At 55.0% G+C, this 14,938-nt stretch carries 16 protein-coding genes; 5 read left to right on the top strand and 11 right to left on the bottom strand.

Annotated elements, in window-relative coordinates; all coding sequences use genetic code 11:
• The first annotated feature begins 93 nt into the window (after positions 1 to 93).
• The 5 genes from AZE99_RS05345 to AZE99_RS05325 are packed head-to-tail and all read left to right on the top strand — an operon-like array spanning position 94 to position 4,333.
• Positions 94 to 735 carry a prolyl hydroxylase family protein gene (locus AZE99_RS05345; protein ID WP_067198676.1) on the top strand — a complete coding sequence of 214 codons (642 nt, stop codon included), beginning with the start codon at positions 94 to 96 and terminating at the stop codon, positions 733 to 735.
• Positions 728 to 1,966 (top strand): Nramp family divalent metal transporter, encoded by a 1,239-nt coding sequence (locus tag AZE99_RS05340; RefSeq protein WP_231862692.1) that lies wholly within the window; start codon positions 728 to 730, stop codon positions 1,964 to 1,966. Before AZE99_RS05345 ends, AZE99_RS05340 begins: the two co-directional genes overlap by 8 nt.
• 5 nt (positions 1,967 to 1,971) lie before the next feature.
• Complete coding sequence (gene pxpA, locus AZE99_RS05335; RefSeq protein ID WP_231862726.1) at positions 1,972 to 2,718, top strand: 5-oxoprolinase subunit PxpA; 747 nt, start codon at positions 1,972 to 1,974, stop codon at positions 2,716 to 2,718.
• A complete protein-coding gene (locus AZE99_RS05330; RefSeq protein WP_067198672.1) occupies positions 2,718 to 3,389 on the top strand; it encodes a 5-oxoprolinase subunit B family protein in 672 nt (223 codons plus the stop codon). The genes pxpA and AZE99_RS05330 overlap by 1 nt, the downstream gene beginning before the upstream one ends.
• A complete protein-coding gene (locus tag AZE99_RS05325; RefSeq protein ID WP_067198670.1) occupies positions 3,386 to 4,333 on the top strand; it encodes a biotin-dependent carboxyltransferase family protein in 948 nt (315 codons plus the stop codon). The genes AZE99_RS05330 and AZE99_RS05325 overlap by 4 nt, the downstream gene beginning before the upstream one ends.
• Positions 4,334 to 4,366: 33 nt before the next feature.
• Here AZE99_RS05325 and rpmE read toward each other — a convergent pair whose 3' ends face one another.
• From rpmE to tsf, 11 genes are all read right to left on the bottom strand, one after another.
• Complete coding sequence (gene rpmE / locus AZE99_RS05320) at positions 4,367 to 4,597, bottom strand: 50S ribosomal protein L31 (protein ID WP_067198668.1); 231 nt, start codon at positions 4,595 to 4,597, stop codon at positions 4,367 to 4,369.
• A gap of 110 nt (positions 4,598 to 4,707) precedes the next feature.
• Positions 4,708 to 5,166 (bottom strand): 3-hydroxyacyl-ACP dehydratase FabZ, encoded by a 459-nt coding sequence (gene fabZ, locus AZE99_RS05315; RefSeq protein ID WP_067198666.1) that lies wholly within the window; start codon positions 5,164 to 5,166, stop codon positions 4,708 to 4,710.
• A gap of 10 nt (positions 5,167 to 5,176) precedes the next feature.
• Complete coding sequence (locus tag AZE99_RS05310; RefSeq protein WP_067198665.1) at positions 5,177 to 5,866, bottom strand: OmpH family outer membrane protein; 690 nt, start codon at positions 5,864 to 5,866, stop codon at positions 5,177 to 5,179.
• On the bottom strand, positions 5,866 to 8,553 hold the full coding sequence (bamA, locus tag AZE99_RS05305) for an outer membrane protein assembly factor BamA (RefSeq protein WP_067198663.1): 2,688 nt from the start codon (positions 8,551 to 8,553) through the stop codon (positions 5,866 to 5,868). Before bamA ends, AZE99_RS05310 begins: the two co-directional genes overlap by 1 nt.
• Positions 8,554 to 8,693: 140 nt before the next feature.
• Entirely contained in the window at positions 8,694 to 9,818 is a 1,125-nt protein-coding gene (gene rseP, locus AZE99_RS05300; protein ID WP_067198661.1) for an RIP metalloprotease RseP, read from the bottom strand.
• The gene (locus tag AZE99_RS05295; protein ID WP_067198659.1) at positions 9,815 to 10,975 is read right to left on the bottom strand and encodes a 1-deoxy-D-xylulose-5-phosphate reductoisomerase; all 1,161 of its coding nucleotides are present in this window, start codon (positions 10,973 to 10,975) and stop codon (positions 9,815 to 9,817) included. Before AZE99_RS05295 ends, rseP begins: the two co-directional genes overlap by 4 nt.
• Complete coding sequence (locus AZE99_RS05290) at positions 10,972 to 11,775, bottom strand: phosphatidate cytidylyltransferase (protein WP_067198658.1); 804 nt, start codon at positions 11,773 to 11,775, stop codon at positions 10,972 to 10,974. The genes AZE99_RS05295 and AZE99_RS05290 overlap by 4 nt, the downstream gene beginning before the upstream one ends.
• 2 nt (positions 11,776 to 11,777) lie before the next feature.
• A complete protein-coding gene (locus AZE99_RS05285; protein ID WP_067203305.1) occupies positions 11,778 to 12,488 on the bottom strand; it encodes an isoprenyl transferase in 711 nt (236 codons plus the stop codon).
• A gap of 53 nt (positions 12,489 to 12,541) precedes the next feature.
• Entirely contained in the window at positions 12,542 to 13,099 is a 558-nt protein-coding gene (frr, locus tag AZE99_RS05280) for a ribosome recycling factor (protein ID WP_067198656.1), read from the bottom strand.
• 19 nt (positions 13,100 to 13,118) lie between these two features.
• A complete protein-coding gene (pyrH, locus tag AZE99_RS05275) occupies positions 13,119 to 13,841 on the bottom strand; it encodes a UMP kinase (RefSeq protein WP_067198654.1) in 723 nt (240 codons plus the stop codon).
• A 119-nt stretch (positions 13,842 to 13,960) separates the two neighbouring features.
• The gene (gene tsf / locus AZE99_RS05270; RefSeq protein WP_067198652.1) at positions 13,961 to 14,884 is read right to left on the bottom strand and encodes a translation elongation factor Ts; all 924 of its coding nucleotides are present in this window, start codon (positions 14,882 to 14,884) and stop codon (positions 13,961 to 13,963) included.
• Positions 14,885 to 14,938: the final 54 nt, after the last annotated feature.

The raw sequence follows: 14,938 nt of genomic DNA, 5'->3' as shown, positions 1-14,938 counted from the left end.
TTCAGATTGGCCCGAGCCGCAAACAGCGGTTGCGATCAACGGGGATTCATTTATCCTAACATAGGTTGGTTAGGTACAATTTTGGACGTTCATATGACAGAGGCCAATAATACTTCGGCTGACTATCTCGTGGCATTGGGAAAGGTGCAGCGGTTCCCGCGCAAGGAAATAGAATTATGCATCGTCAAAAATTTCCTCAATCCCGACGAATGCCGCAAACTGATGGCGCTAATCGACGAAAAGCGCCGCCCGTCCGCTATCGCCGACCCCAATGGTGATGATTATTTCCGGACCAGCGAGACCTGTGATCTCGACCATGCGGATGGCTTCGTGGCTGAAATTGACGCGAAGATCTGTGCTTTCGCCGATATCGACGCGAAATTTGGCGAGCCCCTGCAGGGTCAGCGCTATGCGGTCGGTCAGGAATTCAAGGCGCACACGGATTTTTTCGACCCCAATGGCCAGGATTTCCAAAAATATTGCTCCATCTCCGGCCAGCGCAGTTGGACATTCATGATCTATCTCAACGAACCCGAGGCAGGTGGTGCCACCCGCTTCCCGCATTTCAAGAAAAGCTTTACCCCTGAAACCGGAACCATGTTGTGCTGGAATAACCGCAATCTCGACAGTTCGGTCAATGACTGGACCTTGCATCATGGCATGAAGGTGAGAAAAGGCACAAAATATGTGATCACCAAATGGTATCGCGAAAAACCCTGGCCATGGAATGGATGAATCGATTGCACCAAAGACAATGAAAATTCTTAACTACCGGCCCGGCCCCGGCATGATGGTTTCTGCCGCCTTCATCGGCCCCGGAACCGTGACAGCCTGCACATTGGCAGGAGCGAGTTTCGGATTCGCGCTGCTCTGGGCGCTGGCATTTGCCACTTTCACCACTATTATCCTCCAGTCCTTCGCCATCCGCATCGCGCTGGTTACGCAACTCGGACTGGCAGAAGCGATGCTCAAATCTGTAGCGTCGCCTCTTGTCCGCACCCTTGCAGCCTTGCTTCTGATTTCCGCTCTCGTGCTTGGCAACGCAGCTTATGAGGCCGGCAATATGTCCGGCGCTGCGCTTGGTCTCGAAGCGATTAACGGCGGGCCACTGGCCTTTGGCAAAGCACCGATCATTCTCACCATTGCGCTATTTGCGGCGGCGATGCTGGTTTTATCAAAACCCAAATGGATAGAAAATATCCTGATCCTGCTGGTATTATTGATGAGCGCGGCCTTCATTCTGACCTTCTTGCTGATCAGACCGGACCTCGGGGCCTTGCTGGATGGCTTCGTACCATCCGTCCCTGATGGTGGCTTGATGACCGCGATCGCACTCATTGGCACCACCATCGTACCCTATAATCTGTTTCTCCATGCAGCGAGCGTACGCGAGCGCTGGGACAAGGAGCAATTGCCCGAAGCCCAGCTGGACAACACTATTTCAATCGGCATCGGCGGGCTGGTTTCGATGACGATATTGGCAACCGCGGCAGCCAGCCTTTTTGGCAGTGGCAAGACGATAGAAAATGCGGTTGATATGGCACAGCAGCTCACCCCCCTGTTTGGCAGCATGGCGACTGTCACGCTCGGCGCGGGCCTATTCGCAGCGGGTCTTACCTCCGCCATCACCGCTCCGTTGGCCACAGGCTATATCGTGCAGGAAATTTTCAAATCGTCCCACTCGCGCAGACCGTTTCAGATCGGTGCTCTGATTGTGATCCTCTCTGGCATGTCAGCAGCTCTGCTAGGCTATCAGCCGGTTGAGCTGATATTCGTTGCCCAGATCGCCAACGGCCTGCTGCTCCCTATCATTGCGATTTTCCTGCTCCGGCTGGCGAACAACAAGGCGCTGCTCGGGCAATATGCAAATGGCCTTAGGGCCAATATTCTCGGCGTAGCCATTTTGCTGATCACCACCGGCTTGGGTGTCCGGTTGATCGCCCGCGCACTGGGGTTCTGGCCGTGACCGTGATGATCGATCTGAATGCCGACCTTGGCGAGGATGAAAGCCCCGCAGGTGTCGCCCGCGACATCGCGATCATGGACATCGTATCGAGCATTAACATCGCCTGCGGTGGCCACGCCGGATCGCCGGACATCATGCGAACGATGCTGGCGGCTGCGAAGTCGCGGTCTGTCGCGCCCGGCGCCCATCCCTCTTATCCTGATCGCGCCGGTTTCGGACGCAAAACGATGGAGCTTTCGCTTGCGGACCTGGAAGCCAGTCTGACGGAACAGCTAGACGCCATCGGGGACACCGCGGCAGAAACCGGCGTGACGCTGACCCACATCAAGCCACATGGCGCTCTGTACAACGACGCACAGGATGATCCGGAACTCTCCACTTTGCTGGTCAAATTGGCAGCCCGGTCCACTCTCCCTCTGGTGGGCATGCCCGGATCGCTCCTTCAGAAAACAGCCGACGAAAGAGCGATTCCCTTCATCGCCGAAGCCTTCATCGACCGGCAATATGCCGCTAATGGCAGACTGGTTCCCCGCAGCGAAGCGGGTGCCGTGATTGCGGACGATGCCCTGCGAATTCACCAAGGCCTGTCGCTGGCAAAAGGGACTGCGCTGAATACAAAGGATGGAGCACCTCTGACAATCCGGGCGCAGAGCCTCTGCCTCCACTCTGACAGCAACGGCGCTCTGGAAACAGCCAGAAAGATGCGTCTTGCGCTCGAGCAAGCCTGCATTGTGATCGGCTCAGTCCGATAATGGCCGTCCCACGTCCGACAATCCACATCTGTGACGACTGGATCAGCATCAACTTGCCCGACATGGATAGAGTCCTGGCTGCGCGGAATATATTATCCGCTGACGTTCGCTGGACAGAAATTGTACCGGGCATCGACAGCATAGCGATACAGTTCGATCCCGCCCTCGTTTCGCCCGCTGATGCCGCCAGCATGGCGTCGGATCAAATCAGCGACCTGACACAGATGGCCGGAATGTCGCCGTCCACTAAGGTGATCCCTGTCTGCTATGACGCAGCGCTCGCTCCGGATAGTGAATATGCCGCCAAAAAGCTGGGGATCACGACGGAGACATTATCCTCCTGGCATGCAGCACAAATACAGCGGGTAGCCATGCTGGGCTTCATGCCTGGCTTTGCCTATCTGGAAAGCATGGAAGGATGTTCCGATATCGGTCGGCTCGCCAATCCAAGACAATCGGTCGCGCCGGGCTCCATCGGTATCATTGGCCGGCAAAGCTGTATCTACTCCTTTGACAGCCCCGGCGGATGGCCGATTATCGGTCGCACACCGCTCCGCCTGTTCGATCCGGCCAAAGACCAGCCCGCCCTGCTTTCAGCCGGAGATACTGTGCGCTTCGAGGCCATTTCGAAAGACGCGTTCGATCACTGGCCACAGGAAACGGAACAATGAGCATCACCGTTTTGAATGCCGGGCTGCAAAGCTCGTTGCAAGGCGCGCCCTTCACCGGGCACCGGCATCTGGGCATGCCCGCGGCCGGAGCCGCCGATTGTCTTTCGCTGGCCCTGGCAAATTTTCTTGTCGGAAAGTCCTATGGTGAAATCGCAATCGAGATCACGCTCACGGGCGCGCTTTTCCGGATGAACGAGCCCGGCTCCATCGCTGTCGTCGGTGCGGCTGAACATGTCCGGATCAATGGTCAGGATCGACCTCGGCATCAGACGCTGAAAGTCATGACAGGGGACCAGATCGATATCGGCCCGAGCCGCCCGGGATGCCGGACCTATCTGGCGACAGCGGCTAAAATTCATGCCGACCATCTGCTCGGAGGCCAGTCAACCTGTCTGGCAGCAGCGCTCGGCGGGTTTCACGGCCGGGCCCTCAGGAATGACGATGTCATTGCCTTCACCCCAGATTCGCCAGTCACGGAATTGCAGCGAACCACACCGGAAGATCTCCGACCGCATTTTAGCGATAATCATGTGCTGCGGATTACTCCGGGGCCGGAAGCTGACACACGGAACGAGAACGTCCTGGATGACCTGTGTCTGGCTCCCTATGCAGTCGGAGCACGGGCCAGCCGAATGGGCTTGGCACTGGAGGGCGGAGCCCTAAGCGCTTGCGACTCGTCCAATATGCCGAGCGCAGCGGTTTTCCCCGGGACAATCCAGCTCCCACCGAGCGGCCAGCCCTATCTTCTCGGTCCCGATGCGCAGACAACCGGAGGCTATCCCCGGATTGCGCAGATCATCAGGGCCGACCGTCATTTGATCGGCCAGCTCGGTTCGGGCTCACGAATTCAGTTTGTGCAAACCACGACGGAACGGGCCACGGAAATATACCGGGAAAAGCTTTCCCTGCTATCTTCCTGGCTAGGCCAGATCAAATTGTGGTAATTCATTGAAGCTATTGAATAGCCTCGATAAAGATCAGCTCTTTTTGAGCGACAAACCACCAAAGCGCTTGTTGAAGCGAGCCACCTGGCCACCTTGATCGAGCAGGCGCTGGTTGCCGCCGGTCCATGCAGGGTGCGAGGAAGGATCGATGTCCAGTTGCAGCGTATCGCCTTCCTTGCCCCATGTTGAACGGGTTTCAAAAGTCGTGCCATCGGTCATCTGAACGGTGATCATGTGATAGTCTGGATGCGTATCGGATTTCATTTTCGGCTCCTAAACAGGCTGGTTTCCGACCAGACCCAAAGCGAATAAATTTAACGGAAGCGGCGCATTAACCGCCGAATGGCAAAAGGGCAAGATTCTTTTATAAAAGCCTATGCCGCTGGAGGGTCGGCTATCATCGCGGTAAAGTTCGCCTCGGCAGCCAGCTTGTCGCCGATCATTGCCCGTCCGGAAAATTTGCAAACGCGCGCACGTTTTTGCTCAAATTTCACGTTCAGGGTCAACAAGCAGCCCGGCTCCACAGGCTGACGGAATTTCGCACCGTCTATTGCCATGAAATAGACCAGTTTTCCCGAACCAACCATGTCGAAACTCTCCATCGCGAGAACACCGGCGGCCTGCGCCAGCGCTTCCACGATCATTACGCCGGGCATTATCGGTCGCCCCGGAAAATGGCCTTGGAAAAAGCCTTCGTTCATGGTGACCGCCTTGATCGCCCGAATGGATTCGTCTTTTACAAGTTCCTCCACCCGGTCGACCAGAAGCATGGGATAGCGGTGCGGCAGCACCGCCATCACCTTGGTTACATCATAGTCGAGAAGTTCGGTCATCAATAGTCAACTAGCGACTGGCTGGCTGTGCCGCCGGCGGTTGTTGCTGTTGCTGAGTCGCCTGACTACGGGCACTTGCCATCAGCAATTGCTGCAACTGCTGATGGAGCGACACAGTGTTGCGCTGCGGCTGCCAATCTGCAGGGGGCGTGGTGCTGACCGTCGGGACTCTCGTGTCCAGAGCCGCTGTGATAGCATCGGTGACATCTGTCTGCGGCGGCGCATAGATAAATGCATCCGGGCTCAGGATAACGCCGATTTTCTTGGCTGCGACTACCTGCTGCTGAGCATTGGAATATTCGTTAAAAATACTTTCGATTGCAAACATCTGGGCTTTGATTGCAGGAGTTTGAAGCTTCTGGATTTCTTCTTCTTCAGTCTGCATGCTTTGCAAAACCGGGCTCTTGGCTTTTACTGCAGCATCAAGCTCTTCCTGCGTCAGCTGCTTGTTATTGTCCGTGTCCAGCTGCGCACGCAGTCCGTTCAGAGTTTTGTTGCGCGCTTCAATCTGATCAAAATAGCTCTTGTACTGCGTTCCAATCTGAGAATAGGCGGCAGAAAAAGCTTTCGTCTTGGCTATGGCAATCGTTGGATTTGCCGTAGCGATGCCGGAGACCTGAGCGTTTGCTACAGAACCAAGCGCCAGGGGCGCAGCAGTTACGGCGAGAACGGCGAGTGCAGTTTTGAAAAAACTTGTCATCAGAATTGTGTTCCTACGTTGAAGGTGAATAATTTGGTATCATCGCCCGGCTCTTTCAACAGTGCCTTGGCTATGTCGATCCTGAATGGACCAAATGGAGAATTCCAGTTCACGCCGAAGCCGACGGATACTCGTGGCTTTGGTGAATCACCGAAAAAACCCTCCGTGAAGTTGGTGGCGATAGGATTGGCAACACCACTCGCATTGACGGCGTCCACCACCTGTACGGCCTGCCCGGTATCATCAAGGCTGAGATACAGCGGCCCGGTGGCCGTAATGATAGCGCCGGTAGTAGCATCTCTAATCACAGCACCAGTGGCATCTCGGGTCGCCACGGTTCCCGAAGATTGCGTTTGCAGGTCGGTAAGAAGCAGCGGCTGAACCACGTTGAAAACGGCACCGACATCGACAAAAATGGAAGGCCGCAAACCAAGTTCGCGCGCACCGGATCCCAGCGGAATTTCAAGCTCTGCGCGTCCCAGATAATAAGCCCGGCCGCCGATTGCATCGTCGGTCTGGGTGCCACTGCTGGCGTCCACAATCACGTTGATCGGATTGCCGTTGGTATCCAGTCCGGGAATAGTCGATGAACGCACAACGCGTGGCCCAACGCCGCGAATATCAAAACCTCGGATTTGCGGTTCACCGAGGAAAAAGCGATCGGTCAGACGGACGTCATCAATGCCGTCCCCTGCAGTCGTCGAACGATTTTCCAGCGGATGAATATATCCGCCTTCGGCACTAGCGGTGAAGATGAAATCCCCCAGAACACGCCAGTGTTTGGAAGCATTCAAACGACCGCGGAGATATTTGACGCTGCCCCCCAGGCCAGCAAAATCGACGCTGCCGACAATCGACTGACCACGGGTTGGGCGAATGCGATTGTCCCGGTCATCATAAATTAAAGATGCACCAATGGATGATGTCGTGCGATTACCCAGAGCATCGCACAAATAACGTCCGGCAAGCAGTGGTTCGCAAACATCCGCCGGGCTGTTACCCCGAATTCCGTCGCTATTGCTGTCCGTGAAAAACAGACTTGGCTCAAGCGTCACGTCGTCCTGACTGAGCCCATAGCGGAGCGATGCGGACAGATATTCGGTGATCGGAACACCCGCCCGGATCTGGAAACCCGTAGTAAGCTGCTCAAAGGTAGTTTGGCGATCGCTATTGACGTAGTTAAAGCTGTTCAAGTCACGACGAAAAACATCCGCGCCGACGGCAATATTCCGGTCGAACAGATAGGGCTCGGTAAAGCCTAGCTCGATCGACTGCGAATAACTCGAATAGCTGGCGCTGGCTCGCAGTTCCTGCCCCTTGCCACGAAAGTTCCGCTGCCGCACGGACGCCTGGAGAATGAAATTCTCGACGCTGGAAAATCCAGCCGAAAGTTGCAGTTCCCCGGTCGCCTTTTCTTCAACATTGGCTTCCAATATGATGCGGTCGGGTGCACTTCCCTGTTTTTGCTCAATTTCCAGATCTTCCTGGAAAAAGCCCAACGACTTGATCCGGTTGGCTGATCGCTTGACCTGAAAGCTGTTGAAAGCGTCCCCTTCATTCAGCCGGAACTCCCGGCGCACGACCTTGTCCTGGGTCAGCGTGTTGCCGTTGATGTCGATCCGTTCGACGTAGACCCGGTCACTTTCCGCGACCTGGAACAGGATATCCATGGTCAGCGTGTCTTTGTTCCGGGTGAATTGCGGGCGGACATCGGCAAAAGCATATCCGAATAGGCCGGCAGTTTCCGAAAGCCGCTCGACAGTATCTTCCACCTGCTTGGCGTTGTAAAAATCCCCGGCTTTCATCGGCAGCTGAGGGGTCAGGAATTCCGCGGTAAAATCGCGAATTTCACTTTCAACCGTCACTTCACCGAACTGATAACGATCACCCTCTTCCACGACATAGGTGATGATGAAATCACGCTTGTCCGGGGTTAGCTCGGCAACAGCAGAGATAACCCGGAAATCTGCGTAACCTTCTGTCAAATAGAACTGACGGAGTTTTTGCTGGTCAAAGGCAAGACGATCCGGATCATAAGTGTCACTGGAACTGAAGAAACGATAGAAGCGCGATTGCTTGGTAACCATTTCACCGCGCAGCTTGCCATCGGAAAATTCTTCGTTGCCGATGATGTTGATCTGCTGAACCTTGGACTTGGGTCCTTCATTGATCTCGAAAACAATATCGACGCGATTCTGGTCCAGTTGAACCATTTTCGGCTCAACGTTCGCCGCAAAGCGACCTTTGCGTTTATACAGCTCGACGATTCGAGCGACATCGGCCCGGACTTTTGACCGGGTAAATATCTGTCGCGGAGCCAATCGGATCTCGGGATAGATCTTGTCTTCCTTGATCCGCTTGTTGCCTTCCAGCAAGATGCGGTTGATCACGGGATTTTCGACAACCTCAATGATCACGGCACCCTGGTCGTTCCGGATACTGACATCCTTGAACAGTTCTGTTTCAAACAGATCCTTCAGGGCCTGATCGGCCGATTCTTGCGTGTACGTCTGTCCGATACGCAATTTCATGTAGGACAGGACAGTGGTGGGCTCCAGTCGCTGGGCACCATTGACGACGATGGACCGTATGGTGTTGTCCGTCGGAGCCACGGATGCGGCTTGCGCCGCTTCCTGCGCTTGCGCCTGCGAAGAAACCGCTGCGCCACTCAGAATAGTGCCACACATTAACAAGGGTAGAAGCCGCTTTTTATGATTCACAGACACACTCGCTTTCACACCATAAACCAAAAATAAAATGAAACTGGCACCAAAGCACCAACTTCGCCAACCCCCTGCCCCAATGCAGCGTGTCAATCAATGGTCAATCAGCCGGTGATAGACCGGAACAGGCCAAATGACGATAAATCGTTAAATGTCACCACCAGCATGAACACCATAACCAGTGCCAATCCGGACCGAAAAGCCCATTCCTGCACTTTTGGACTGGCCGGCTTTCGCCGCACCGCTTCAATTGCATAGAACATCAGGTGCCCTCCATCGAGCATCGGGATTGGCAGCAAGTTGATGAACCCCAAGTTAATTGAGATCAGTGCGACAAAAAGAATGAAACTTTCCAGCCCCATCTTGAACTGCTCTCCGGAAACCTGAGCAATTTTGAGCGGTCCGCCAAGCTCCTTGATCGAACGCTTGCCGGTAATCACCTGGCCGAGGGTGGTCGTGATCTGATCCACGATGCCAAAGGTTTTCTCTACCGCAACAGCAGGTGCCTCAAGCGGACTGACTTCGCGCCACTCTACCTTGTTGGATGACATGCCCAATAGACCCAGCCGATATTCGTTGCCGAACCTATCCTTCATGATATGGACGCCGATTTTGCCGCGCTTGGCAATGCGCTGGCCGTCCCGTTCGTAGACAATTTCAACATTCTGATCGGGAATCAGAATCATTTTCTGCCGCAGATCCTCGAATAGCTCAATCTGCTCACCGTCGACGGATATGATCCGGTCTCCGGGCTTCATCCCGATAGCAGCCGCGGTCGAATTGGGAGAAATTTCGCTCGCAACAGGCAGGGTCGCACTGGTGCCATAAGCAATGACAAAACCCATGATGATCAAAATGGCAAAGATGAAATTGATCGCCGGTCCTGCAAACACGATCGCGGCGCGCCGCCATAATGATTTGGACTGGAAGGTTTGGTTGCGTTCCGCCTCCGGCAGGCTCAGCCATTCCTTGCTCTTTGTCCCCGCCGGATCCATATCTCCGGCAAACTGGACGTAGCCGCCCAATGGCAACATGCTGATTTTCCAGCGCGTCCCGCGCTTGTCGGTCCACCCGGTAATCTCTTTGCCAAAGCCGATTGAAAAGGTTTCCGCCTTCACGCCACACCAGCGCCCGACCAGATAATGCCCCATCTCGTGCACAAAAACGAGCACACCGATGACGATCAGAAATGAAAATAAATATATCAAAATACCGGGATTTTCCGTCAAACCTTCAATTCCTCAACCAGCTGTTCGGTCCGAACGCGCGTTTCTTTGTCTATCGCAAAAATATCCGCCAACTCGCTTGGGTCGGGCGGGCTATAACTATCTAACAGTCGCGATACAATCTCTGTGATGTCCAGAAACTGAACCGCACGATTCAGAAATGCTGCTACGGCAACCTCATTGGCTGCATTGAGCATCGCCGGCTTTGCACCGCCCGCCATGATCGCGGCTCTCGCAATTTTCGTGGCCGGGAAGCGATTTTCGTCGGGCAGTTCGAAATCCAGCCTGCTGATCTCTGCCAAATTGAGAGGCTCGCAATTGGTCGTCATCCGGTCCGGCCAGGCCAGCGCACTGGCAATCGGTATCCGCATGTCCGGGGAGCCCAGCTGGGCAAGCGTGGAACAATCCCGATATTCGACCATCGAGTGAATCACCGACTGCGGATGCACCAATATCTCGATATTTTCGAGCCCGACCGGGAAAAGATGATGAGCCTCGATCAGTTCCAGCCCCTTGTTCATCATCGTCGCGCTGTCGACCGATATTTTGGCACCCATGTTCCAGTTGGGATGCGCGACCGCCTGTTCCGGCGTGACGCTTGCCATCTGCTCGCGCGTCCAAGTGCGAAACGGACCGCCACTGGCAGTCAGGGTAATCTTGCGGATCTGATCGATCCGACCGCCCTGCAGCGCCTGGAATATCGCATTATGCTCGGAATCGACCGGCAATAATGTCGCACCGGCTTTCCGGGCCTCGTTGATCATCAGGGCACCGGCAGAAACCAGAGCCTCCTTGTTGGCCAAGGCAACCGTCTTGCCGCAGCGCAGGGCTTCCAGTGTCGGCGGCAGTCCGGCGCAACCGACGATCGCAGCCATTGTCCAGTCCGCACCAAGAGCAGCCGCAGCAATCAGCGCGTCCGGCCCGCTAGCGGCCTCGATCGACGTTCCTGCCAGTAGCTGCTTGAGTTCGGCATAGGCGGCATCGTCTGCAACAACTGCGATCCGTGCAGAAAATTCCTTGGCCAATGCGGCAAGCTGCGAAGCATTTCCGTTGGCAGTCAGGGCAATGACATCATATTGATCCCGATGCTGACGGACAAGATCCAGAGTCGACAGACCGACCGATCCTGTCGCACCAAATATCGAAATCGATTTGGTCATGATCCGGTGGGCCAGTTTTCGACCAGCATGATCAGGGCGACAACCGGTGCGACCGGGATCAATCCGTCGAGACGGTCCATGACGCCACCATGACCGGGGAATATCGTCCCGCTATCCTTGGCGCCCGCCTTTCGCTTGAGCCCGCTTTCGAACAGGTCACCCATTTGTGCCAGGACCGCAAGCGGGAGGCTGAGCAAAACCAGATAGAAGGGAAGCTCCCAATAGATATGCAGCACGAAGCTCAAAGCCGCAGTCAGGACGACACCACCGATCAAGCCTGCCCAGGTCTTGTTCGGACTATATTGCGGCGCCAATTTGGGTCCGCCGATCGCACGACCTGAAAAATAGGCACCTATATCCGTGGCCCAGACCAGCGCGAGCGTCCACAGCATGATTAGAATCCCGTTATCAATCTCGCGCAGATAGAGAATCGCAAGAGCCGGAAGGCCAGCATAGATCACGCCGGCAGCGAGCCTGGTCGAACGATCAAATACCGCGACAAACATCGCAGCCCCCAGGATCAGGCCGAGCGCCAGAAAAGATGCCCCCGCAGCCCATGGAGACATGATCGCCAGGGGCACGGACAGCGCATACATTGCGAGCAGTCGCTTCTCGCGACGGCCCGTGAGCCCTGCCCACTCACTCATGATGCCAAGCGACATCAGCACGGCAAGCAACCAGAGATACATGCCACCAAAATAACCCGCCAGCAAAGCCGCCCCAATCAGGAGAACACCAACAATGACACGAGTTTGCAGTTCATTGGCTTTTTTAGGCGCCGGAGCAGCTGGTTCAGCCATGTTCAGCGTCCACCAAATCGTCGTTCACGATCACCAAAGGATTGCAGCGCCTTTTCAAGCTCAGCCTTGTCGAAATCCGGCCAGAGTGTGTCGGTAAAATAAAGTTCTGAATAGGCAGCCTGCCATAAAAGAAAATTAGACAGCCGCAGCTCCCCAGATGTTCTGATCAGCAGATCCAGTGGTGGCAGATCGGCTGTATCCAGTGCACCGGAGATATGACCGAGCGTGATCGCCTCCGGCTCCAGTTCGCCCGCTTTCACAGTGCCTGCGATATGCTGGACCGCGCGGAGCATTTCGTCTTGCGCGCCATAGTTGAGCGCGACGGCCAGCGTCATCTTGTCATTGCCGGCGGTTTTCTCTATCGCATTGTCGATCATGGTGACAATATCGGCATCCAGCGCCTTGTAATTGCCGATGACCTTCAATCGCACGCCATTTTCGACAAATTCATTGATATCCGACTGAATATATTGCCGCAGCAATCCCATTAGATCGCTGATTTCTTCTTCCGGCCGGTTCCAGTTTTCCGATGAAAAAGCATAGAGTGTCATGACCTCGATGCCCATTTTTCCGGCTACACGGACAATATTACGGACCGCTTCGACACCCTTTTTGTGGCCGAGGGCGCGCGGCAGATGCTTGCGCTTCGCCCAGCGCCCATTGCCATCCATGATGATTGCTACGTGACGGGCACCAAATGTCGGGTCGGATATCCCGGCCGCAGCCTGCGCAGGATCTGCAGAACCGCTCTTTGAACGCGCAAGCTTCACTGGGTGAGGATTTCCTGCTCTTTAGCATCGGCCAGCTTGTCGGCTTCAGCAATCATGTCGTCCGTCAGTTTCTGGACTTCAGTCTCGAGCCGCTTTCTGTCATCTTCGCTGATTTCTTTCTTGTTCTCGTCGGTTTTCAAATCATCCATGCCGTCCCGCCGGACATTGCGAATGGCAATGCGGGCCTTTTCGGCAAACTGACCGGTCAATTTGGCAAGATCCTTGCGTCGCTCTTCGGTCAGATCCGGAATGGGAAGCCTGACATTGGGACCGTCCGTCATCGGGTTCAATCCGAGCCCGGCCGAACGGATTGCCTTTTCCACCGGTTGGACATTGGCCTTGTCCCAAACCTGGACCGACAGCATACGAGGCTCTGGCACAGACACAGTGGCGACCTGATTGAGTGGCATTTTCGAGCCGTAAACCTCAACCGTTATCGTATCCAGAAGAGCGATATTGGCCCGGCCGGTACGCAGGCCGCTCAAATCATGCTTGAGCGCCTCCAGCGTGCTATTCATCCGCTTTTGCAGATCGGCTTTGTCATATTTTGCCATTGCTGTTTCCCCTAAATAGCTATTCGGTTGTTCCGACCATGGTCGCAGTTCCGCCGCCACCCAATACGGTGGCAAGATTGCCCTGCTCCCGGATCGAAAAGACGACGATTGGTATCTTGTTTTCACGGCAGAGCGCAACCGCACTGGCATCCATGACCTTCAAGTTATCGCTCAGCACCTGATCGAAGCTCAATTCCTCATAACGCGTGGCGTCAGGATCGAGTTTCGGATCGGCATTATAGACGCCATCGACACTCGTGCCCTTGAAAAGCGCCTCACAGCCCATTTCCGCTGCGCGCAACGCTGCGGCCGTGTCGGTGGTAAAATAAGGATTGCCGGTCCCCGCTGCAAAAATGACGATGCGGCCTTTTTCCAGATGGCGTACGGCCTTGCGGCGAATATATGGTTCACACACGCTCGCCATCGGGATGGCCGACAGGACACGCGTATCACAACCCATTTGTTCCAGCGCATTCTGCACCGCCAGAGCATTCATCACCGTTGCCAGCATGCCCATATAATCGGCGCTAGTCCGTTCAAAGCCTTTGGCTGCCGCAGCCAGTCCACGGAATATATTGCCGCCGCCAACGACGAGACACAGCTCAAATCCTGCCTCTTTGGCAGATTTTACTTCGGTCGCAATGCGGTTGACCGTCTCCGGATCGATCCCGAATTCACTCGAGCCCATCAGGACTTCACCAGAAAGCTTCAGCAAAATACGCTTGAACGCCGGTCGTTTCATGCCAATCCTATCCCGCCGGAATCAATGCCCGGCCCCAAATACAACTATGGCGCGGACCATAGATAGTCCGCGCCATGCTGCCAAGCGTTACCGCCTGAAATATTCAATCTGTTGCTCGATTAGCCAGCAACCGCAGCAGCAACTTCCGCTGCAAAATCTTCTTCTTTCTTCTCGATGCCCTCACCAAGCTGGAACCGGACATATTCGGTCAGCTTGATTTCAGCACCGGCATCTTTACCGGCTTGCTCGACGACTTGTGCGATGGGAGTTTTATTATCCATCACGAAAGTCTGGCTGAGCAGTGCATTTTCCTTGGCGAATTTCGCCATCGCACCGTCGACCATCTTCTCGACGATATTCTCAGGCTTGCCGGATTCAGCTGCTTTTTCGGTGGCGATTGCCCGCTCGCGAGCGAGCATTTCAGGGTCGAGACCGTCTGCGTTCAGCGCCAGAGGAAATGCAGCCGCGATATGCATCGCAATCTGCTTGCCGAGTGGCTCGAGAACGTCAGCGCCAGCGGTGCTTTCGAGCGCAACCAATACGCCGATCTTGCCCATCGTAGGTGTGACAGCGTTGTGAATATAGGGAACAACCAAACCGCTGGAGACTGCGACCGTTTTCATCCGGCGGATCGCCTGATTTTCACCAATTGTCGCAATATTGTTGGTCAGCACGTCTTTCACGGTGCCGCCAGCAGGATAGTCTGCAGCAGCCAAAGCTTCGACATCGTCGCTGTTCAGACCCAGTGCAACGGTTGTCACCTTGGCAACAAAGTCCTGAAACTGTTCATTCTTGGCAACGAAATCGGTTTCGCTGTTCACTTCAACGGCAACGCCCTTGGTGCCTTCAACGGAAACACCGACAAGACCTTCTGCTGCCGTACGGCTGGATTTTTTCTGTGCTGCGGCCAGGCCCTTGGTCCGCAACAGATCTACCGCTGCTTCGACGTCACCATTGGTTTCGTTCAGTGCCTTTTTGCAATCCATCATGCCCGCACCGGTGCGCTCACGCAGTTCTTTCACTGCTGCTGCTGTAATAGCCATTATTCGTTCCTCAATTTCTTGACCGGGAAATGTGAAATTGGGGCGACAAAAATG

Source organism: Sphingorhabdus sp. M41 (assembly GCF_001586275.1).
In the GTDB taxonomy this organism is placed as follows: Bacteria; Pseudomonadota; Alphaproteobacteria; order Sphingomonadales; family Sphingomonadaceae; genus Parasphingorhabdus.
The sequence above is the reverse complement of the archived record's forward strand: the minus strand, read 5'-3'. Positions and strand labels throughout refer to the sequence as shown.